Below are 20,760 nucleotides of genomic sequence, written 5' to 3' on the forward strand. Positions count from 1 at the left end.
CAAGCGCCGAACCGCAAAGCCAAGTCGCAAGATCAGGAGAGTGCCATGCCCTTTCGCGCCCCCGTCCCCGAGTACAAGTTCATGTTCGACCACGTCGTCGACCTTGGACAGGTGACCCAGACCGAGCGATTTGCAGAGGCGGATCAAGACGTGGTCGATGCGATCCTGACCGAAGCGGGGCGCATGTGCGAAGAGGTCATGTACCCGGTGCAGCGCAATGGCGATCTCGAGGGCGCGGTTCTTGAGAACGGCAAGGTGCGCACTTCGCCCGGTTTCGCAGACGCCTATCGCCAGATCGCTGAGGGCGGCTGGATTTCGACCAGCGCGGACCCGGAATATGGCGGCATGGGGCTTCCGCACTCGGTCACCACCGTGGTGAACGAGATGATGAGCGCGTCCTGCCTGTCGCTGCAACTCAACCCGCTGATGACGCAGGGCCAGATCGAGGCGCTTGAGCATCATGCCAGCGACGAGATCAAGGCGACCTACCTGCCGAAGCTGATCTCTGGCGAGTGGGCCGGGACGATGAACCTGACCGAGCCGCAGGCCGGGTCGGACGTCGGCGCGCTGCGCTCCAAGGCCGAGCCGAACGGGGATGGCTCCTATGCGATCAGCGGGCAGAAAATCTATATCTCCTGGGGCGACAACGACATTACCGAAAATGTCTGTCACCTCGTGCTTGCGCGTCTGCCTGATGGCGTGCCGGGGACCAAGGGGATCAGTCTTTTCATCGTGCCGAAGCTCATCCCGGACGAAAACGGCAATCCCGGCGTGGCCAACAGCCTCAAGGTCGTGAGCCTCGAGCACAAGATGGGCCTGCATGGGTCTCCGACGGCCGTGATGCAGTATGACGGGGCAACCGGTTGGCTCATCGGAGAGCCGCATGACGGGATGCGCGCCATGTTCACCATGATGAACAATGCGCGTCTTGGTGTGGGTGGTCAGGGCGTCGGCGTGGCCGAAGGGGCGTATCAGCATGCGCTGGCCTATGCGCAGGAGCGCAAGCAGGGCCGCACCCCGGTCGAGGGCGGCAGCGGCACGATCATTGACCACGCCGATGTGCGCCGGATGCTGGCGACGATGAAGGCGGATGTTTTTGCAGCGCGCGCGATCGAGCTTGCCTGTGCGGTGGCGATCGACATGACCACCGCGACGAAAGACCCGGAGTGGAAAGCGCGGGCCGCGTTCCTGACCCCGATTGCCAAGGCCTTTGGTACAGACACCGGCATCGCCGTCTCGGAAATGGGCGTGCAGGTGCATGGCGGCATGGGCTTTATCGAGGAAACCGGTGCGGCGCAGTATTCGCGCGATGTCCGGGTGACCGCGATCTACGAGGGCACGAACGGCATTCAGGCGATGGACCTCGTGGGACGCAAGCTCATGGATGGGGGCGAGGCGGCCTATCGGCTTCTCGACGAGATTGAAGCCAATGCCGAAGCCGCGCGTGGCACATTCCCAGAGTTGGCCGAGCCGGTGTGGGAGGCGACGGAAACCCTGCGTGAGACCACCGAGTGGCTTGTGGCGCAGGGCGACATGAACGACCGGTTCGCGGGCTGTGTGCCGTTCCTCAAGGGCTTTGCCCGCGTGCTTGGCGCGCATTATCACCTGCGCGCGGCGATGGGTGAAGGCGGCGCGGGTGCGCGCACGAAACTCGCGCGGTTCTATATCACCCGGCTGTTGCCGGAACATGCCGGGCTTCTTGCCCATGCAATGCGTGGGGCGGAGGATCTCTATGCGATTACCGTCGACGATCTGGCCGTGTGATGGACGGGGGCGTGTCAGGTATCCGATATCCGTGGGACGCAGCGCCAGAACATGGCGAGGCGATCGAAGTGGCCGAAGGTGTTCTTTGGATGCGCCTGCCGCTACCGATGACGCTCGATCATGTGAACATCTATGCGCTGGATGATGGCGATGGCTGGACCATTGTCGACACCGGCTTTGATTCCAAGACATCGCGGGAGATCTGGGAAAAGATCCTCGCGGGGCCTCTCAAGGGCAAGCCGATCACGCGCGTGATCGTGACCCACCATCACCCGGACCACGTGGGCCTTGCCGGTTGGTTCCAGGCGGATCACGGCGCGGCGCTCTGGACGACACGGACAGCATGGCTCTTTGCGCGGATGCTGCAGCTTGATGAACAGGCGGTGCCGACGCAGGAATCGCTCGATTTCTATCGTCGTGCGGGGATGGACGAAGAGGTGTTCCAGCAGCGTGCGAGTGAACGGCCCTTCAATTTCTCCGATGTGGTGGCGCCGATGCCCGTCGGCTTCAAGCGGGTCAAACAGGACGACGTGGTGCGGATCGGTGGGCGCGATTGGGATGTGCATATCGGCAATGGCCACGCGCCCGAACACGCGACGTTCTGGAGCCGGGATGACAATCTCGTGCTGTCGGGGGATCAGATCCTGCCGTCCATCAGCTCCAATATCGGTGTCTATGCGACCGAGCCGGAAGCGGACCCGGTGGGCGATTGGATGGAATCCTGCGCGCGGCTTTCGCAGTATGCGCGCGAGGATCACCTTGTCCTTGGGGGGCACAAGTTGCCGTTCACAGGCATGCCGCTTCGGATGAAGCAATTGATCGAGAACCATCACGGCGCGTTGGACCGCCTTATGGAACATCTCGACAGGCCACAGACGGCAGGGGAGTGTTTCCTGCCGATCTTCAAGCGTCAGATCGGCGGGCCGGCCTATGGGCTGGCGCTTGTCGAGGCGCTTGCTCATCTCAACCATCTCTACCATGTTGGCAAAGTACGCCGCACCCTGCGCGATGACGGGGCGTGGCTCTGGCAACGCGTGGAGTAGTGGAATGGGTGACGGGATCGAGACTTCGGTGGAACTTGCAGAAGCGGCCATCCTGCCACGACGACACGACGCCCATGCCGATCCGGATGCTGCGGGTGGCGAAGACAAACCGCAGGCGATCAATGCCAAGCCCGTGGCGCAGAAAAGCCCGGCGGAATGGGCCTATGAGCGGCTCATCCTCTATATCCAGAACTTCGAGGAACAGCTCGACAACGAGCACGAGGTCGCCATGGGCTTTACCGGCGGCGATGCGGGCGTGCTTCGGATCGAGGGCATGGGGTTCTTCGATCCCGACATGATCACTTTCTACGGAAGCGATTCGAGCGGTATCAAGACACAGCTCGTGCAGCATGTGAGCCAGCTTTCGGTGATGCTTCGGGCGCTGCCGAAAATGGCCAATGAAGAGGCGCCGACGCGGATTGGCTTTCGGCTTGCTGCCGATCTTGAGAAAGCGGGCGAGTAAACCCGGCCCGAGCGGCGTATTGACGTGGTGACAGGCGATTTCGAATCCGCTAATCAAGGATCAGGATTTACGGAAGGAAACGCTCTCATGGCTGATCACAAGCACGGAACTATGGATACCTCGGTTCAGGAAAAGACCTTTGCCGGTTTCATCAAGGCCTCGATCTACGTCGCCTGCACGGCGATCGGTATCCTGATCTTCATGGCGCTGGTGAACAGCTAAGCCTTTTCTTTTCTCTTGTCCGGGGGATATCCCGATGATGCGTGTGTTTCGCCTTTGTGTGGCGCTTTGTGCGGCTGTTCTTATCGCGGGATGCGCGGTCAACGAAGAGAATGCCTCGGACGAGCAGATCCGGCAGGTTGCCTATAGCCATGACGGCCCGCCGCGGCTGACCCTCTACACGATGGTCAGCAACGATACCGGTGCAGGCGCGCATACCTCGCTTCTCATCAATGGCTCGCAGCGCGTGGCCTGGGATCCGGCGGGGAGTTTCCGTGCCGAAAGCATCGTCGCGCGCGGCGATGTTGTCTACGGCATGACGCCGAAGATGGTGGATGTCTACACGCGCTTCCATGCCCGCGAGACCTATCACGTCATCATCCAGGAACTCGACGTGTCGCCAGAGGTGGCCGAGATTGCCCTACGCCGGGCGCAAGCCTATGGGGCCGTGCCGCAATCGCAATGCGCGCTCAGCACCGGGCGTCTGTTGCAAGGCGTGCCGGGGTTCGAGGACATGCCCGCGACCTACTATCCGAACAAGCTCATGGAAGCCTTTGCCAAGAAAGGGCCGCGCACGCGCGAATTGTTCGAATATGACGGCGACGACAAATCCAAGGTGCTTGCTGCCTTCAACGCCGAGCGCGTGGCAGAGACCCGTGCGCGTCGCCGGGCCGAGGCAGAAGCCGCAGACGAGTAAGGCGTCGTTTTCTTGCAACGACCACGGGTGAGGGGCCAGCCCCTCTTGCCTGCCAAGGCAGGCAATTCACCCCGGGATATTTCCGGCAAGAGGAAGAGCGGCGCCGGTCTCTAGCCGACGAGGTAGAGCCCGAGATAAAGCGTCGCGGCGCCGCCGAGAATTGCGTAGATCACGTTTTTCGCCAGGTAGCCGATCGTCAGCGTCACAAGCGCGGCGGCAAGGCGGGCCGGGTCGGGCTGGCCATCTGTGGCGGCGGGCCAAAGGACCAAGGGCGCGACGAGGCCCGGCAGCACCGCGACGGCGGTATAGCGCAGGTGGCGCAAGACCCAAGCTGGCAGTTCGCGATCGCCAATGATGCCGATGAAGAAGAACCGCAGCACGAATGTCCCGATGCCGAGCGCGAAGATGATAAACCAAGTGGTGGCTGTATCGGTCATGACCCGGCCTTTCGTGCGAACCAGAGTTCCGCCTGGGCTCCGGTCACCATGGCGCCGAGGGCCGCGATGATCAGGCCAAGATTATAAGGCACCCAGGCAAAGCCTATCGCCAGAGCGACCGAAACCACGGCGGCGGCGACGTGTGCAGGCGTGCGCAGCATTGGCCCGATCATCGCGATAAAGGTGATCGGCACGGCGAAATCGAGCGCCATTTCCGGCGGGATCGACTGGCCGACCATCGCGCCGACGAGGGTAAAGAGATACCAGAGCGGCACGATGGGGGTAACGACGCCGAAGTAATACGACACGCGCGCCGCAACGCTCATCTCGGGGCGGGTCTCGTAGGTGACGATGGACATGGCATAGGCCTGATCGACCATGAAATAGGCGATGAAGGCACGCTTCCAGATCGGCGCCTTGCCGACATAGGGCGTCAGGGAGGCGGAATACATCGCCATCCGCAGGTTGACCGCCAGCGCCGAGAGGATCACGATCAGGGTCGGCGCGTTGTCATTCATCAGTTGCAACGCCGTGAACTGCGACGCGCCAGCGATGACGACAATGGAAAACCCCATTGTTTCAACGAGATTGAGGCCGGATTCGGTCGCCACGACGCCGAAGAGCAGGGCAAAAGGCGTCACCACGAGGATAAAGGGAATCCCGTCGCGAAAGCCTTTCCAATAGGCGGAATTGGTGGTGGAGGCGGCCATGACTTGCCCCTAGATTGATGTATACCACAACCGACTATCCCGCTTGTGAAGGAGATGCAATTGGCGACGTCACGCGACATTGACGACTATCTTATCGCCCCTGACCCAACGGCCGCGCGGTTGCAACGGGTGGTTTCGGGGCGCGATCAGGCGGGTGTGCCGGTCGAGGTGCAGGTCGTGGAAGAACGCCCGCTGACGATTTTCCTCAACGCCCGCGAGATCGTGACGGCCATGACGATTGGCGACTATCCGGAGTATCTCGCGCTTGGGTTCCTGCGCAATCAGGGGATGCTATCGCGGACGGATAGAGTCACCGGGGTTGATTTCGACGAAGAGCTTGAGACGGTGGTCGTGCGCACTGCGCAGGAGACTGACCACGAGGAAAAGCTTGCCAAGAAGACACGGACTTCGGGCTGTGCCGTGGGGACGGTGTTCGGCGACATGATGGAGGGGCTCGAGGGGCTGGTGCTGCCGGAGGCCAGCCTACGCACCTCGGAGCTTTATACACTGGCGCAGAAGATCAATCGCACCCCGTCGCTCTATCTCGAGGCGGGGGCCATCCATGGCACGGTGCTGTGCCAGGGCGATAGGCCGCTTGTCTATATGGAGGACGTGGGCCGCCATAACGCGGTCGACAAGGTGGCGGGCTGGATGCTCGACACGGGCACGGAGGCCGCGGACAAGGTTCTTTATACAACGGGGCGGCTCACCTCGGAGATGGTCATCAAGACGGCGCATATGGGGATCCCGATCCTCGCTTCGCGCTCGGGTTTTACCGCCTGGGGCGTGGAGATTGCCGAGCAGGTCGGGCTGACGCTGATCGGGCGGCTCCGGGGGCATCGCTTCACCTGTCTTAGCGGCGATCACCGGCTGATCCGCGATGCGGACCCGGCGGATGTTCCGCAGGAGGATAAGAAACATCGTCGCAAATCGGCGGACAAGGACTAGACCGGGATGCAGAAACCATTGGGGATCATCCTTGCCGGGGGCAAGGCGACGCGGATGGGCGGCGGCGACAAGGGGCGGCTCGAGATCGGGGGGCAGAGCCTTTTGGATCGGGTGATTGACCGCCTTGGGGCGCAGGTTGCAGGGCTGGCGCTCAACGCCAATGGCGATGCGGCGCGGTTTGCCGATACGGGGCTGCCGGTCCTGCCCGACACGTTGCCGGATCATCCGGGGCCGTTGGCGGGTGTGCTGGCGGGGCTGGATTGGGCGGCGGAGCAGGGGGCGGATCGGATCGTGACCGCCGCCGCCGATACGCCGTTCTTCCCGACCGACCTTGTTGCGCGGCTTGAGGCGGAGGCCGTGGGCATGGAGGCGCCACTGGTCCTTGCGGCGAGCCGGGATGCGGAGACGGGCAAGATTTGGCGGCAACCGACCTTTGGCCTCTGGCCCGTCGAGCTGCGTGACGATCTGCGCGCGGCACTCGAAAGCGGTTTGCGCAAGGTCGTGCTTTGGACGGATCAGCATGGCGGGCGCGAAGCGATTTTTGAGAGCGCAGAACAGGACCCGTTTTTCAATATCAACACACCCGAAGACCTCGCCACGGCGCGGCGTCTCGTGCAAAGGTAGGCTCATGCGGATTTACGGCGTTACGGGATGGAAGAACGCGGGCAAGACGGGCCTTATGGAGCGGCTTGTCGCCGAGATCACGGGGCGGGGGTTCTCCGTTTCCACGGTCAAGCATGCGCATCATACGTTCGATGTGGATCAACCCGGTAAGGATAGCCACCGCCATCGCGTTGCGGGGGCGTCGGAGGTTCTTTTGGCGTCGGGAAATCGCTGGGCCTTGATGCATGAGTTGCGCGACGAGGAGGAGCCGACGCTTGAGGCGCTTCTGACGCAGCTTGCGCCTGTCGATCTCGTGTTGGTCGAGGGCTACAAGCGAGACCGCCATCCCAAGGTCGAGGCGTTCCGCGCGGAGACGGGCAACCCGCTCATCGCGCCGGAGGATGCCACGATCCGCGCTGTGGCGGCCGATAGCGCGGTCAAGGTTGACCGCCCGGTGTTTGATCTCAACGACACGGGCGCGATTGCGGATTTCATTCTGCGGGAGGTGGGGCTTTGACGCTGAAGCCGCCCCCCTTGCGCGACGATTGCTTTGCACTGCCTGCCGGGACGCATTGGACGCCGGTGGATGAGGCGCTTGGCTTGCTGCGCGAGAGGCTGGGGCCAGTGACCGGGGCGGAGACGGTGCCGCTCGCCGAGGCGCTGGACCGGGTGTTGGCCGAGGATGTGCGCGCGCTTCGGGCGAACCCGCCGGTCGCGAACACGGCGGTGGATGGGTATGGGCTGCGTCACGCGGATGTGGTCGAGGGGCCGCAGGTCATGCCGCTTGTGGAGGGGCGCGCGGCGGCGGGCGATCCATACGATGGCGTATTGCCTGCGGGCCACGCGGTGCGTGTTCTGACGGGGGCGGCGCTTCCCGAGGGTGTCGATACGGTGATCCTTCAGGAGGACGTGACGACGGACGGGGTAGAGATTGCCTTTCATGGGCCGCTGAAGAAAGGCGCGAATACGCGGCGCGCGGGAGAAGACGTGGACGCGGGCGATACGCTTTTCGAGGCGGGGCGTCGCCTTGGGCCTGCGGACCTCGCGCTACTGGCAGCGACGGGGCAGGACGCGGTGCCCGTGCGGGCGCGGCTTCGGGTTGCGGTGCTCTCAACAGGGGACGAGCTTGCCGAGGCGGGCTCCGATGCGCGGGCGGATCAGGTCTATGACGCGAACCGGCCCATGCTCCTTGCCATGATTACGCGGTTTGGCTTTGAGCCGGTCGATATGGGCCGCGCCCCAGATGATCGCGCGGCGCTGCGCAAGAGGCTCGACGAGGCGGCGGCGCGGGCTGATGTGATCCTGACCTCCGGTGGTGCGTCGGCGGGAGACGAAGACCACATGTCGGCGCTCTTGCAGGAAGCGGGCGCGATGAACCTCTGGCGGATCGCGGTGAAGCCGGGCCGCCCGCTGGCGCTTGGTCTATGGCAGGGCGTGCCGGTCTTTGGCCTGCCGGGGAACCCGGTCGCGGCGATGGTCTGCACCTTGGTCTTTGCGCGGCCCGCGATGGGCCTCTTGGCGGGGCAAGGTTGGCACGAGCCAATGCGGATCATGCTTCCGGCGGGGTTCAGCAAGTCGAAAAAGCCGGGTCGGCGGGAATACCTCCGCGCCCGCCTGCGCGACGGGCGGGCCGAGGTCTTTGCCTCGGAAGGCTCCGGGCGGATCAGCGGGCTAAGCTGGGCCGAGGGGTTGGTCGAGCTGCCGGATGGGGCGATGGAGGTCGAGATCGACACGCCCGTCGCCTTTATTCCCTATGCCGGGTTCGGCCTTTAGGCGCTATTTCGGAAATGGCAGCGCGGCCCCGTCGCGCAACACGGCGCTGATCTCTGGGGTGTAGTCGTCGCCGTCTTTCTCATGCGTGGCGCCCTCGTGCATCACCACGGGCGCATGGATGCGAAAAGCGGCGCGGCCATTCTTGCGTCCGCGCAGGAGGATCAGCTTGGCCTCGCGGCGGGCGCGCGGTTGCAGCGGGATGCACTCGAGAGAGCCGAGGCGCCCGCGCATCGCACAAAGCAGATCGGGCAGGCGTTCGGCGCGGTGGATGAAGGTCGCGATGCCCTTGGGGGCAAGGCGGCGCGCGGCGATGTCGACCCATGTCTCAAGCGGCAGGGCCTCTCCCATGGCTGTTTCGCGGCCCGCATCCGTCGCGGGGCTACCGGCGTTGCGGTCGAAATAGGGCGGGTTGGCGATCACTTGGGTGAACTGCTGCTGGCGCAGGGTTTCGGGCAGGGCGGCGATATCGGCGTCGATCACCTCAAGCGGCAGGCCATTGGCGGCGGCGTTCTCGCGCGCCAGCGCGGCGTAGTCTGCCTGAAGCTCGACCCCTGTGACCGCGAGGCCCGGCACCCGCGCGGCAAGGCAGAGCGCGGCTGTGCCGACACCACACCCCAGTTCGAGCACACGATCCCCGGCCCGCGCTTCGGTCGCGGCGGCCAGAAGCACCGGATCGACCCCGGCGCGATAGCCCTGCGCCGGTTGTCGGATCGTCAGGCGACCCCCAAGATAGGCATTCTCGCTAGTCCCACTCATCGGCCCAGAGGCACCTCGTTGTCGCGCATCACGGTTTCGGCCTCGTCGAGGTCGCCCTCGCGCACCATGAGGCGGCGCGGCATTATGCCGATGGAGCCCTCGAGAACGCTCATATTTACGTCCATTTCAAAGCAGGCTATACCCTCGCCTCGGAGAAGGGCCGAGGCAAAGGCGATGATTGTAGGGTCGTTGCTGCGCAGAAGCTCTTTCATGATTGGGGATGTAAAGGCAGGTGCACGGCAATGTCGAGACCTGCGACGGGGAAGTGATGGGTCTGGATCAAGCCGCTACCAAACCTCACGAGGCGCTGGCCTCGGTTCTGGCCGAGGATATGGAGGCCGTGAATACGCTTATCACGGAGCGCATGGCGAGCGAACACGCGCCGCGCATCCCGGAAGTCACGGCGCATCTTGTTGGGGCGGGAGGCAAACGCCTGCGCCCGATGCTCACCCTCGCGGCGGCGCAGCTCTGTGGCTATGAAGGCCCCTATCACGTCCATCTCGCGGCAACGGTGGAGTTCATCCACACGGCGACGCTCTTGCATGATGACGTGGTGGACGAGAGCGCACAGCGCCGGGGGCGTCCGACGGCGAACCTTCTTTGGGACAACAAATCTTCGGTTCTCGTCGGCGACTATCTCTTTTCACGCTCGTTCCAGCTTATGACGGAGACGGGCAATCTCGAGGTGCTGCGCATCCTGTCGAACGCCTCGGCGACGATTGCCGAGGGCGAGGTGCTTCAGCTCACCGCGGCGCAGGATTTGCGCACCGATGAGAGCGTTTACCTGCAGGTCGTGCGCGGTAAGACGGCGGCGCTTTTCTCGGCGGCGACGGAAGTCGGCGGGGTGATTGCCGGGGCCGATCCTGCCCATGTGCAGGCGCTATTCGATTATGGCGATGCGCTTGGGATCGCGTTCCAGATCGTTGATGATCTTCTGGATTATCAGGGCGATAGCAAGGCGACCGGCAAGAACGTGGGCGATGATTTCCGCGAACGCAAACTGACCCTGCCGGTGATCAAGGCGGTGGCCAAGGCCGATGAAGACGAGCGCGCCTTTTGGGTGCGCACCATCGAGAAGGGCAAGCAGGGCGAGGGCGACCTTGATCATGCGCTGACGCTTCTGGACAAACACGCTGCGCTTGTCGAGACGCGCAAGGACGCGCTGGCTTGGGCCGAGAAGGCCAAGGCGGCGATTGCGACCCTGCCGGAGCATGCCATTCGCCAGATGCTCATCGACCTTGCCGACTACGTGGTCGCGCGGGTGAACTAAAGCGTCACGCCGTATGGGGGAGGGGCCAGCCCCTCTGCCCGCCAAGGCGGGCATTCACCCCGGAGTATTTGTCACAGAGAAGAAGATCAGGAGAGGGTTGTTGCGGCGACCCACCAGCCAGGCTGTGCCGCACGGATGCGGGCGGCGGCGGCCTCTGCGGCGGATGGGTCCGGGTAAAGGCCGAAGCAGGTCGCGCCGGAGCCGGACATGCGGGTGATGAGCGCATCGGATAGGGCAGTGAGCGTGCTGTCGATGGCCGGCGCAAGGGTGCGGGCGGGCGGTTCGAGATCGTTGCGTTCAGTCGCGAGCCAGTCGCAGAACGTCCGGATATCCGTGCCTTGGGGGATCGCACGCATCGGCGGGTTGGTCTTTGAGGTGAGCGCGCGAAAAACCGCAGGCGTCGGGACTTCGACGCGCGGGTTCACAAGCACCGCAGGAAGCGGCGGCAGCCCCTCGACGGGTGCGATCTCTTCACCGATGCCGCGCATCGTGGCGGCACGCGCGAGGGTGCAGACAGGCACATCGGCACCAAGAGAAAGCCCAAGGTCGGCGGGTAGCGGTTTGCCGGAAAGGGCGGAAAGCGCCCGCAGTGTCGCGGCGGCGTCGGAAGAGCCTCCGCCGATCCCGGCCGCGGCGGGCAGGTGTTTGTCGATGAGAAGCGCAGCCGACACATCCATCATGGCCGCTGCGCGCAGGACGAGGTTCTCGGGCCCGGCCGGCACCCCCTCCGAGAGCGGCCCTGTGATCGCGAGAGAGGGGCCAGCGGCGCGTTCTGCGACGATCCGGTCCCCGATATCGGCAAAGACCACGAGCGAGTCGAGCAGGTGATAGCCATCAGCGCGTTGGCCGGTGACATGCAGGGTCAGGTTGATCTTGGCCGGGGCGAAGACCTCAGTCTTCATTGGCAACCTTCAGCGGCGCGGCCCCTTCTTCCTCGAGCACGGTATCGAGGCCGACCTCGAGCTTGCGGCGGATGCGGTCGGGTTTGGCCTCGGCGGCGCTATCTTCGTCGACGAAGGAGAGGGCGCGCTTCCATTGGAACTCGGCCTCGATAAAGCGGCCCACGGCCCAATAGACATCGCCGAGGTGGTCGTTCACCACCGGGTCGATCGGCTCGAGCTCGGCGGCGCGCTCCATGTGGCCAACGGCTTCTTCATAGCGCCCCAGGCGATAGAGCACCCAGCCGAGGCTATCCATGATGTAGCCAGAATCGGGGCGCGCGGCGACGGCGCGTTCAATCATGTCGAGCGCCTCGTCGAGGTTTTGCTCTTTCTCGACAAGGGTATAGCCGAGGTAGTTCAGCACCTGCGGTTGTTCCGGGCGCAGTTCAAGTGCGGCGCGGAAATCCTTTTCGGCAGTGCGCCAGTCGCCGAGCCGTTCGAAACAGATGCCGCGGGTGTAAAGGAGGAACCAGCGGGTGCGATCTTCCGGGCCGGACAATTCGAGTGCGCGGTCATAGGCCTTGGCAGCCTCGGCGAACTCCATCTCCTGTCGCAGCAGATCTCCGAGCGAGGAATAGACGACGGAGAGGTCGCCGTGGCTCCGGGTCAATTGCTCGAGCACTTCGATTGCGGCTTCGGTTTTGCCCTCGAGGCGCAGGGCTTCGGCGCGTCCGAGCTCTGCTGCGTGATAGGAGGGATGATCGGCGGGCACCTGTTTGTAGACCTCGGAGGCGAGGGTGAATCGTCCAAGGGTTTCAAGGAGTTCCGCCGTCAGAAGCAGGGATTCAAAATGATCGGGGCGCAGGTATTGCGCGGCGCGGGCGTAGAGGAGGGTGTAGTCGGGGGTGGCTTCGTTGCGCAGGGCGGAGGCGAGCGAGTAGAACACTTCGGCGATACCGTCGGTGGTATTGCGCACATGGGTGAACGGCAGTTTCTCGCCAGCGGCGAGTGCGGCGCGCATATTCTCGAGGTCGGGGTCGAGGCCAGTGCCGAACATGTCGGACAGGAGTTTTACCGCGTCTTCGTTGCGGCCAAGCTGGCTTAGGATTTCCACCAGCGTCAGGACGCCCCGGCGGGTCATCTGGATCGCGCCGTTGGACTTGTCGGAGTAGATTTCTTCGGCGCCCTCATAGTCGCCAACAGAGGCCAGCGCGAGTGCCTTGTGGTAGGCGGCAAAGCCCGCGAGGCCCGGTTCTTCGGCGACCTTGTCGAAGGCGGCGAGCGCAGCACTCATGTCGCCCGCACCGAGATTTGCCCAGGCGCGCAGCAGCCCATCCACCAGAGGGCCGATTCCGCGCAACTGATCCAGGTCGTTGAGAATATTGTCGAAATTCCCTTCGCGCGCATTGCCCGCGGCGATCACGAGATTGGCAAGCTGACTTGGGATTTCGTCGGAGAGCATCTTGCGCGCGATGGGGAGCGCCGTGTCGAGCCGTCCGAGCGAGAGATAGGACAGCACCGCGTTCTCAAGTAGTTTCGGGTTCGAGGGATCGCGGGCGATCGCGCGGGTATAGTACTGGGCCGCGGCGGCGTAATCACTCTCGAAACTGGCCTGTCGCGCGGCGAGATAGGCGCCGGAATTCCCTTGCGCAAATGCTGGGAGGGAGGCCGCGGCGAGAAGGGCGGACAGGGTCAGAGAACGAAGGAAGAATCTTGCCACGGGCGGCTCCTGAATTGGACGTCCCGAGGAGCGTAAGGGGTCCGTGATAGAAGGGCAATGGGCGCACGGAGAATTGAGCGCGGGTGGCGAAAATCAGCGAAAAACCCATGTCGGTATCACGTCGGTATTGCGTCTGTATCGCGGTGGTGCCCGATCAGGCGAGGCTCTGCGCGGCGCGGCGCACGCCCCAGCCCATCAGCAGGGAGGTCGCAACGAAAAAGGCGGCGACGCCGAAGAACTGGGTCTCCAATCCAACTCCAAGGTCGATCAACAATCCGGTCAGTCCCGGCCCGATGGCTGAGCCAAGCACCATCACCGCCGCCGCCAGCGCCTTGATCGCGCCGATATGAGCGGTGCCGTAGAATTCGGCCCAGAAGGCATTGGGGAGCGTCGCGTTGGCCCCGGTGGCGAGGCCGAGGAGGAGAATACCGAGGGCGAGGCCAAGCGGTGTTGTCGAGAGGGCGAGGGTCAGGAACCCGGCGGCGAGCGGCAGTTGATAGAACGGCATGAGCCGCGCCGTGCCGAGCCGATCAAGCGCCCAGCCCGCCGCCACCATCGCGGCAATAGAGGTCACGGTGTAGAGCGGGAAGAAGGCGACGAATTCCACATGGCTCCAGCCCTTGATCCCGGCGAGATGGACCTGATGGAAGAAGAAGGCGGTGATGAAGGCCGAAGGGCCAAGGATCGCGGGCACCATGCACCAGAACAGCGGATGGCGCAGCGCCTCGGGGCGACGCCAATGGCGCGCGTCCATGCCGGTGTTGCTTTCGCTCGCGGCGAGGGCCTGGGGGGTGCGTTCCTTGCCCAAGAGCCAGAACAGGATCGGACCGCCGAGCAAGCAGGCCCCGGCCCCGACAATCCAGAGGAGGTGCCAGTCGATCACCGTCATCAGCGAGACGAAGAGGAGCGGCAGCAGCGCCTCGCCCACCGAAAAGCCGAGCGCGGCGATGGCCAGCGCACGGCCCCGGCGGGCGATGAACCAGCGCGCCATGGCGACCACGGCGATGTGGCTTGTCATGCCTTGGCCGAAAAAACGCAGGGCGAAGATCACCACGGGCAAGAGCGCGGCATAGGGGTTCAGCGCCATGGCGACACAGGCGCAGGCAAGGCCGAGAAGGATCACTGGGCCAAGGCTGCGGACGCGGAAATGGTCGGTCAGGCTCCCGGCCCAGATCATCACGAGGGCAGAGGCCGAAGTGCCGATCATGTAGAGCCCGCCCCAAGCGCCATGGCTCAGGTTGAAGGTGGCCCGGATTTCGCCCGCAAAGATCGAGATAAAGAAGGTCTGGCCAAAGCTCGACAGGAAGGTCAGCAGGACGCCGACAGCAAGGAAGGGGGCATTGTCAAAGAAAAAGCGGGGCCGGATCATGGCCGCGAGGGTTGCCGCAGGGCGGAGGAAGGGCAAGCGGAATGTGGGCGGCGGCGGAACTTTTTGAAGTTTCCGGGGCGTTTTCTTCAAAAGAAAACGGGCCGCCCGAGGGCGACCCGTCAATGGCGATCCTGGGTGGATCACATGTTGGGATAGTTCGGGCCGTCGCCACCCTGCGGAGTGACCCAGTTGATGTTCTGGGACGGGTCTTTGATGTCGCAGGTCTTGCAGTGGACGCAGTTCTGGAAGTTGATGACAAAGCGCGGCTCGCTGCCTTCTTCCTGCACAACTTCATAGACACCCGCCGGACAGTAGCGCTGCGCGGGTTCGTCGTATTTCGGCAGGTTGACCGACACCGGCACGCTGGCGTCCTTGAGGCGCAGGTGGCAGGGCTGGCTCTCTTCGTGATTGGTCATCGCGAAGGAGACGTTGGTCAGGCGGTCGAAGGACAGTTTGCCGTCGGGTTTCGGGTAGTCGATCGGCTTGTGCTTGTCCGCCGGTTCGGTCGCTTCTGCGTCGGTCTTGCCGTGGCCGAGCGTGCCGAAGAGCGAGAAGCCGAGCGTGTTGGTCCACATGTCGAGACCGCCGAGCGCGAGCGAGGGCAGGAGACCCCATTTCGACCACATCGGTTTGACGTTGCGCACCTTCTTGAGGTCTTTGCCGATCGCGCCTTTGCGGACTTCTTCCTCATAGGCCGAAAGCTCGTCTGCGGCGCGGCCATCCTTGAGCGCGGCGGTGGCGGCGTCTGCGGCGGCGATGCCCGAGAGCATGGCGTTGTGGTTGCCCTTGATGCGGGGCACGTTGACCATGCCGACCGAACAGCCGAGCAGAGCCACGCCCGGCGCGACCATCTTGGGCATGGATTGGAAGCCGCCCTCGGAGATCGCACGGGCGCCATAAGCGACGCGTTTGCCGCCCTTGAGCAGCTCGGCAATCATCGGGTGATGCTTGAAGCGCTGGAATTCCATGTAGGGATAGAGGTGCGGGTTCTTGTAGTTCAGGTGCACCACGAAGCCGACATAGACCTGATTGTTTTCGAGGTGGTAGACAAAGGAGCCGCCGCCCGCCTTGGAGCCAAGGGGCCAACCCATCGTGTGGGTCACGGTGCCTTCCTTGTGCTTGGCCGGGTCGATCTCCCAGATTTCCTTCATGCCGATGCCGAATTTCTGCGGCTGGTGGCCTTTCTGGAGGTCGTATTTGGCGATGACTTCCTTGGCGAGCGAGCCGCGCACGCCTTCGGAGAGGAAGACATATTTGCCGTGCAGTTCCATGCCCGGCTCGGTGTTGGGGCCGTAGGAGCCGTCTTCTTCGAGGCCGAAGACACCGGCGACCACGCCTCTGACTTCGCCGTTGTCGCCATAGACGAGTTCCGAGCAGGCCATGCCGGGGAAGATCTCGACACCGAGGGCTTCGGCCTGTTCGGCCATCCAGCGGCAGACATTGCCCATCGAGACGATGTAGTTGCCGTGGTTGTTCATCAGCGGCGGCATGGGCCAGTTCGGCACGCGGATTTCGCCGCCTTCGCCGAGCATGTAGAAGTTGTCTTCTTTCACCGGCGTGTTGAGCGGGGCGCCCTTTTCCTTCCAGTCGGGGATCAGTTTGTCCAGACCGCAGGGATCGAGCACGGCACCCGAGAGGATATGTGCACCGACCTCGGAGCCTTTTTCGAGGACCACGACCTCGAGGTCCGGGTCGTTCTGCTTGAGACGGATCGCCGCCGACAGGCCGGCTGGGCCGGCACCGACGATGACAACGTCATATTCCATGGCTTCACGTTCGATCTCGGACATGCTGGCTCCCCTACAAATTGGCGCGCAAGATTATTTCCGAACGTGATTACCGCGCCGCAGCAATGCGCGTCAATTAGCGACACAGCGTTATATGGCGAATCTGCCTGTTTTCGTGCGGAATCCGGGCTTGTGGCCGGGTTTGGTGCCCGCCAGGTGAGGGGACCGGGCGCGCGGAGCGGCGGAGCGGCGGATCAAAGCGTGCGGGTGGGGCGTGCCTCTTTGGCAACCGGGCGCTTTGGGTGGTCTCTGTGGGCGGTCCAAAACGGCGGTTTCGCTTGTATTCGCTTGCATGATTGGGTCAGATACCTCAACTGCATGACTCCGGGCGATGCGCGCCGAAGCAGTAAAAAGACGAAAGAGAGCGACAGACTCATGGAGAAATTCCCAATGACGCGCGCCGGGTTCACGGCGCTCGAAACAGAACTGAAGCAGTTGAAAAGCGTGGAGCGCCCCGCGGTCATCGAGGCGATTGCCTCTGCGCGCGAGCTTGGCGACCTCAAAGAAAACGCAGAGTATCATTCGGCCCGCGAGAAGCAGGGCTTTATCGAGGGGCGCATCAAAGAGCTTGAGGGGGCGATCTCCCTTGCTGACGTGATCGACCCGACAAAGCTTTCCGGTGCGATCAAGTTCGGCGCGACAGTGACGCTTGTTGATGAGGACACGGACGAAGAAAAGACCTGGCAGATCGTGGGCGAGCACGAGGCAAATGTCGAGAAGGGGCTTCTCAACATCAAATCGCCAATCGCACGCGCCCTGATCGGCAAGGAAGAAGGCGATAGCGTCGAAGTGCGCACGCCGGGCGGAGAAAAGAGCTATGAGGTGCTGTCGATCGCCTATGTCTGAGGTGATCTGACGGGCGGAGGATCGAGATGAGCGAGGAAGCCCAGGACCAGTTCGCGACAAGCCTCGAGATCAATCGCAGGCCAGCGCGCCCGCGCGTGACCGGGGCCGAGATCGTGGCTTTGGTCCTGAGCCTTGTCTGGCTTGGTGCGGCGGCGCTTTTCTTTCTGGTGATGGGGCCGGGCGACGCGGAGGTGGACTCGCTTCGCTTTGTGATGACGCTCTTGGCGGTCTTCATGCCTGTCGCAATGATCTGGGTTGCAGCAGCCGCAGCGCGGTCGAGCCGGATCATGCGCGAAGAAAGTGAACGTTTGCAGGCCGCAATTGATGCGATGCGCCGCAGCTATCTTGCCCAGCAACAGGGTAAGGGCGCGCCCGGTGGCATGGAGCCGTCGGTGCAGCGCAAGCTCGACGAGATCGCCGCCGCGCAGCGCAAGACGGAATCCGCGCTCGCGACCTTTACCTCGAGCCGCGAACGCAGCAATGGTATTCGCAAAACCCCCGATCCTGTTCCGGTCGTCGAGACCGGCGAAGATCAGGGGCTTCTGGCACTTGGCACACCGGCGGATGCGCTTTCGCCGCCTCTTGAACGGGTCGATTTCATTCGCGCGCTGAACTTTCCGGAGACGGCGGACGACAAGGAGGGCTTTGCCGCCCTGCGCCGTGCACTCAAGGATCGGCAGGCGGCCCAGCTTATTCAGGCGGCGCAGGATGTGCTCACCCTGATGAGCCAAGACGGGATCTATATGGATGACTTGCGCCCCGATCTGGCACGGCCGGAGATCTGGCGTCGCTTTGCCGCTGGAGAGCGGGGGCGGATCGTTGCCCAGCTTGGCGGTATTCATGACCGGTCGTCGCTTGCCCTGACGGCGGGGCGCATGAAGCAAGACCCGATTTTCCGCGACACAGCGCATCATTTCCTGCGCCGTTTCGACAAGACCTTTGTGGAGTTTGAAGAGACCGCATCGGACGCGGAAATTGCCGCCCTTTCAGAGACACGCACAGCGCGGGCCTTTATGCTTTTGGGCCGGGTCATGGGGATCTTCGATTAACCCGAGGCGCGTTCGCACGGCGCGTGCGATGAGATGTTGGAGGCGCAACCGCACGGCTCTGGAAAGGCTTTGTTGGAAGAGCGCGCAGCGTCGTGTGTGCGCACAGAGCGAGCGGGATTTTTAGATTAACCTGTTAAGTCAATGGCTTGCGCCCCCTGCGGGGTGCCCGGCACGGTCGGGATGACGGCAAGTTTATGCCAAAAGGGTCCGTTTCAATGCAATTTCACGCGGTTGCAGCGTGACAGGATTGTAAAAGTGTGCTGCACTTGTGGGGCTGACAACATCACTTGAGAGGAGGACTGCCCATGAGCGTGAGCTCGCATCTGGAAGAACTGAAACGGAAACACGAAGCCCTCTCGGATAAAGTCGAGGCGGAACAGCGTTCCCCCGGTTCCAGCGATCTTGATATCGCCGAGATGAAGAAAGAGAAACTCCGCATCAAGGAAGAGATCGAACGCCTTTCGGTCTAGGACCGCACCGACAATCCCAAGACAAGGCCCGTATGTGGGCCCCGCCCAAGCTGTTTCCAGACGGCTTGGGCTTTTTGTTGCGATCAGGCAGAGGCGCGGGCGCTGCGAAAGCTTGCGCGGGCGGCGATGGCGGCGCCGCCGGTGATGAGAAGCGTCGCGATGGCGAGCATCCAGCTCGGCTCGGCGATGCCAACCCCGACAAGAACCAGCGTCGACAAGAGCGGCGCCGCATAGGAGGCGGTGCCGAGAAGTTGGATGTCGCCGCGTTTGACCCCGATGTCCCAGACATAGAAGGCAAGGCCGACCGGGCCGAGGCCAAGTGCCAGCGCCGAGCCCCAGCCAAGTGCGCCAACGGGCCAGACGGTCTCTTCAAAGGCGAGGTGCATGAGTGTGGAGAGGATCGCGGTGGCAATACAGAACACGGCGACCGTGTCGGTTGGGGCGCTGCCGAGGCGGCGGGAGAGGACGGAATAACCCGACCATGTCAGCGCGCAGGCAAGTGCGATCAGATAGCCGGGGAGGGCGTCTGCGTTGAAGCCAGTGCCACCGCCGCCGACGATCAGTGCCGCACCCGCAAAGCCACAGAGCGCACCGAGAAGATGGCCTGTGCGCAGGCTTTCGCCGGGCAAGAGGCCGGAAAAAAGCACGATCAGCAACGGCCAGAGATAAGCGATCAAACCGGCCTCGGCGGCGGGCGCGAGGCGCAGGGCGGTGAAGTAAAGCGCGTGGTAGCCAAAGAGACCGAGCGTGCCGAAGACGTAGATGCGCCAGTTGGTATAGAGCAGCCCCTTCAGCCCACCGCTCCGGGCGGTCCAGACAAGGCCGATCACCCCGCCGATGGAAAAGCAGATCGCATTGAGCAGGAGCGGCGGCGTGGGGGCAGTGCCGACGGTAAACAGTGCCAGCAACGCCCAGAGCAGAACAGCAATGAAGCCGATGGCCGTTGCGCGGGGACGGGTCATCATGGGGCGGGTATGTCCTCGACAGGGATCAGAGTCAGTTGATCGTGAACTGACGCTGTTTTGTCGATTTCCGCAAGGATCCATTCGCGGAAGGCGGCGATCTGTGGGCGGTCTTCGGTGCCGAGACGACATAGAAAGCGGAAATGCGCCTTGCTTTCGATGGCGATTTTGTAGGGGGCGACGAGGCGGCCTTCGTGCAGATCTTTGACCACCATGGCGCGACGGCCAAGGACAATTCCGGCGCCGGAAAGGGCCGCATCGACGGCATGGTCCGCCTGTGAAAAATGTGGGCCGTGGGTTGGGGTGAAGTCGATACCCACGGCGCGGAACCATGCGGGCCAATCACAGGCCGGACGCAGGAAGGCGATGGAATCATCAAACATCAGCGGTGCATCGCGCAGAGAGGCGGGTGTTGGATACTGCTCGGCAAGCTCTGGCGTCATGACGGGCGTGACCCATTCGCCGGGGTTGAGCGGGATCGACCAGAGGCCCTCGTCGGGGCCGTACCCGAAGCGGATCGCCACATCGACCTCATCCACGTCGAAATCAAGCATCCGCAGCGTGGCGGAGAAGCGCAGGTCGATCTCGGGGTGGGCGTGGGCGAATTCATAAAGGCGCGGGGCGAGCCATTTGGCGGTAAAAGCGGGCCCAGCGGTCACGTTGAGCGTCGTCGAATCCTGCAGGCGGCGCGCGGCGCGCCATGCGGCGGTGAGCCGGTCAAAGCCTTCGCTTGTGCCCGGGGCGAGGGTGCGGCCTGCCTCGGTCAGTTTTACCGCACGATTGAGGCGCAGGAAGAGGGGTTGGCCGAGAGTTTCTTCAAGCGACTTGATCTGAAACGACAGGGCGGCGGGGGTTACGGAGAGTTCCTCCGCGGCCTTGGCAAAAGACATGTGGCGCGCGGCGGCCTCGAAGGCGCGCAGGGCAGTGAGAGAGGGAAGGCGATCCGGCATATCGGTTAAGTATCACTTAAGTGAAGGCGGAAAAAGTCTCGTT

At 63.4% G+C, this 20,760-nt stretch carries 23 protein-coding genes; 13 read left to right on the forward strand and 10 right to left on the reverse strand.

Features of this window, described 5'->3' with window-relative positions; all coding sequences use genetic code 11:
* Window positions 1–45: 45 nt before the first annotated feature.
* From R1W01_RS09295 to R1W01_RS09315, 5 genes are all read left to right on the forward strand, one after another.
* Window positions 46–1,764: an acyl-CoA dehydrogenase gene (locus R1W01_RS09295; protein ID WP_297758404.1), complete on the forward strand. Its 1,719-nt coding sequence runs from the start codon at window positions 46–48 to the stop codon at window positions 1,762–1,764.
* A gap of 11 nt (window positions 1,765–1,775) precedes the next feature.
* Complete coding sequence (locus R1W01_RS09300) at window positions 1,776–2,807, forward strand: MBL fold metallo-hydrolase (protein WP_411028154.1); 1,032 nt, start codon at window positions 1,776–1,778, stop codon at window positions 2,805–2,807.
* Between the two features lie 4 nt (window positions 2,808–2,811).
* Complete coding sequence (locus tag R1W01_RS09305) at window positions 2,812–3,270, forward strand: DUF6173 family protein (protein ID WP_243614518.1); 459 nt, start codon at window positions 2,812–2,814, stop codon at window positions 3,268–3,270.
* An 87-nt stretch (window positions 3,271–3,357) separates the two neighbouring features.
* Window positions 3,358–3,492 carry an aa3-type cytochrome c oxidase subunit IV gene (locus tag R1W01_RS09310; protein ID WP_297758410.1) on the forward strand — a complete coding sequence of 45 codons (135 nt, stop codon included), beginning with the start codon at window positions 3,358–3,360 and terminating at the stop codon, window positions 3,490–3,492.
* A gap of 34 nt (window positions 3,493–3,526) precedes the next feature.
* The gene (locus R1W01_RS09315) at window positions 3,527–4,186 is read left to right on the forward strand and encodes a hypothetical protein (protein WP_317275208.1); all 660 of its coding nucleotides are present in this window, start codon (window positions 3,527–3,529) and stop codon (window positions 4,184–4,186) included.
* 110 nt (window positions 4,187–4,296) lie between these two features.
* On the opposite strand, the gene R1W01_RS09320 is transcribed toward R1W01_RS09315, so the two are convergent.
* Window positions 4,297–4,623, reverse strand: coding sequence for an AzlD domain-containing protein (locus R1W01_RS09320; RefSeq protein WP_297758413.1), 327 nt, complete (start codon window positions 4,621–4,623; stop codon window positions 4,297–4,299).
* Window positions 4,620–5,333 (reverse strand): AzlC family ABC transporter permease, encoded by a 714-nt coding sequence (locus tag R1W01_RS09325; RefSeq protein ID WP_297758416.1) that lies wholly within the window; start codon window positions 5,331–5,333, stop codon window positions 4,620–4,622. The genes R1W01_RS09320 and R1W01_RS09325 overlap by 4 nt, the downstream gene beginning before the upstream one ends.
* 54 nt (window positions 5,334–5,387) lie before the next feature.
* Between R1W01_RS09325 and fdhD the strand changes: the two genes are divergently transcribed.
* The 4 genes from fdhD to glp are packed head-to-tail and all read left to right on the forward strand — an operon-like array spanning window position 5,388 to window position 8,657.
* The gene (gene fdhD, locus R1W01_RS09330) at window positions 5,388–6,281 is read left to right on the forward strand and encodes a formate dehydrogenase accessory sulfurtransferase FdhD (protein ID WP_297758419.1); all 894 of its coding nucleotides are present in this window, start codon (window positions 5,388–5,390) and stop codon (window positions 6,279–6,281) included.
* Window positions 6,282–6,287: 6 nt separating this feature from the next.
* The gene (gene mobA, locus R1W01_RS09335; RefSeq protein ID WP_297758422.1) at window positions 6,288–6,905 is read left to right on the forward strand and encodes a molybdenum cofactor guanylyltransferase MobA; all 618 of its coding nucleotides are present in this window, start codon (window positions 6,288–6,290) and stop codon (window positions 6,903–6,905) included.
* 4 nt (window positions 6,906–6,909) lie between these two features.
* A complete protein-coding gene (gene mobB / locus R1W01_RS09340; RefSeq protein ID WP_297758425.1) occupies window positions 6,910–7,401 on the forward strand; it encodes a molybdopterin-guanine dinucleotide biosynthesis protein B in 492 nt (163 codons plus the stop codon).
* On the forward strand, window positions 7,398–8,657 hold the full coding sequence (gene glp, locus R1W01_RS09345; RefSeq protein WP_297758428.1) for a gephyrin-like molybdotransferase Glp: 1,260 nt from the start codon (window positions 7,398–7,400) through the stop codon (window positions 8,655–8,657). The genes mobB and glp overlap by 4 nt, the downstream gene beginning before the upstream one ends.
* Before the next feature lie 3 nt (window positions 8,658–8,660).
* Here glp and R1W01_RS09350 read toward each other — a convergent pair whose 3' ends face one another.
* Together R1W01_RS09350 and R1W01_RS09355 are read right to left on the reverse strand one after the other, a co-directional pair.
* Window positions 8,661–9,413, reverse strand: a complete 753-nt coding sequence (locus R1W01_RS09350) for a tRNA1(Val) (adenine(37)-N6)-methyltransferase (RefSeq protein ID WP_297758431.1) — start codon at window positions 9,411–9,413, stop codon at window positions 8,661–8,663.
* Window positions 9,410–9,625, reverse strand: coding sequence for a DUF2007 domain-containing protein (locus R1W01_RS09355; protein ID WP_243614509.1), 216 nt, complete (start codon window positions 9,623–9,625; stop codon window positions 9,410–9,412). The genes R1W01_RS09350 and R1W01_RS09355 overlap by 4 nt, the downstream gene beginning before the upstream one ends.
* Window positions 9,626–9,681: 56 nt before the next feature.
* Here R1W01_RS09355 and R1W01_RS09360 point away from each other — a divergent pair, with 56 nt between their 5' ends.
* Window positions 9,682–10,683, forward strand: coding sequence for a polyprenyl synthetase family protein (locus tag R1W01_RS09360; protein ID WP_297758435.1), 1,002 nt, complete (start codon window positions 9,682–9,684; stop codon window positions 10,681–10,683).
* An 86-nt stretch (window positions 10,684–10,769) separates the two neighbouring features.
* On the opposite strand, the gene R1W01_RS09365 is transcribed toward R1W01_RS09360, so the two are convergent.
* The 4 genes from R1W01_RS09365 to R1W01_RS09380 all read right to left on the reverse strand — a co-directional run bounded on the left by R1W01_RS09365 (window position 10,770) and on the right by R1W01_RS09380 (window position 16,443).
* On the reverse strand, window positions 10,770–11,585 hold the full coding sequence (locus R1W01_RS09365) for a 4-(cytidine 5'-diphospho)-2-C-methyl-D-erythritol kinase (RefSeq protein WP_297758438.1): 816 nt from the start codon (window positions 11,583–11,585) through the stop codon (window positions 10,770–10,772).
* Window positions 11,575–13,284, reverse strand: a complete 1,710-nt coding sequence (locus tag R1W01_RS09370) for a tetratricopeptide repeat protein (protein ID WP_297758440.1) — start codon at window positions 13,282–13,284, stop codon at window positions 11,575–11,577. The genes R1W01_RS09365 and R1W01_RS09370 overlap by 11 nt, the downstream gene beginning before the upstream one ends.
* Before the next feature lie 154 nt (window positions 13,285–13,438).
* The gene (locus R1W01_RS09375) at window positions 13,439–14,653 is read right to left on the reverse strand and encodes an MFS transporter (protein WP_297758443.1); all 1,215 of its coding nucleotides are present in this window, start codon (window positions 14,651–14,653) and stop codon (window positions 13,439–13,441) included.
* Window positions 14,654–14,793: 140 nt separating this feature from the next.
* On the reverse strand, window positions 14,794–16,443 hold the full coding sequence (locus tag R1W01_RS09380; RefSeq protein WP_297758446.1) for an electron transfer flavoprotein-ubiquinone oxidoreductase: 1,650 nt from the start codon (window positions 16,441–16,443) through the stop codon (window positions 14,794–14,796).
* Window positions 16,444–16,815: 372 nt separating this feature from the next.
* Between R1W01_RS09380 and greA the strand changes: the two genes are divergently transcribed.
* The 3 genes from greA to R1W01_RS09395 all read left to right on the forward strand — a co-directional run bounded on the left by greA (window position 16,816) and on the right by R1W01_RS09395 (window position 18,805).
* Window positions 16,816–17,286, forward strand: a complete 471-nt coding sequence (gene greA / locus R1W01_RS09385) for a transcription elongation factor GreA (protein ID WP_243614503.1) — start codon at window positions 16,816–16,818, stop codon at window positions 17,284–17,286.
* A 26-nt stretch (window positions 17,287–17,312) separates the two neighbouring features.
* The gene (locus R1W01_RS09390; protein WP_243614502.1) at window positions 17,313–18,335 is read left to right on the forward strand and encodes a hypothetical protein; all 1,023 of its coding nucleotides are present in this window, start codon (window positions 17,313–17,315) and stop codon (window positions 18,333–18,335) included.
* A 305-nt stretch (window positions 18,336–18,640) separates the two neighbouring features.
* Complete coding sequence (locus tag R1W01_RS09395) at window positions 18,641–18,805, forward strand: YdcH family protein (RefSeq protein ID WP_297758453.1); 165 nt, start codon at window positions 18,641–18,643, stop codon at window positions 18,803–18,805.
* An 83-nt stretch (window positions 18,806–18,888) separates the two neighbouring features.
* Here the strand turns inward: R1W01_RS09395 and R1W01_RS09400 are convergent, their stop codons facing one another.
* Window positions 18,889–19,767 carry a DMT family transporter gene (locus R1W01_RS09400; protein WP_297758768.1) on the reverse strand — a complete coding sequence of 293 codons (879 nt, stop codon included), beginning with the start codon at window positions 19,765–19,767 and terminating at the stop codon, window positions 18,889–18,891.
* On the reverse strand, window positions 19,767–20,717 hold the full coding sequence (locus R1W01_RS09405; RefSeq protein WP_297758456.1) for a transcriptional regulator GcvA: 951 nt from the start codon (window positions 20,715–20,717) through the stop codon (window positions 19,767–19,769). Before R1W01_RS09405 ends, R1W01_RS09400 begins: the two co-directional genes overlap by 1 nt.
* Window positions 20,718–20,760 lie beyond the last annotated feature (43 nt).

The sequence above is a fragment of the Shimia sp. FJ5 genome (genome assembly GCF_032918335.1).
Lineage (GTDB): Bacteria > Pseudomonadota > Alphaproteobacteria > Rhodobacterales > Rhodobacteraceae > Shimia > Shimia aestuarii_A.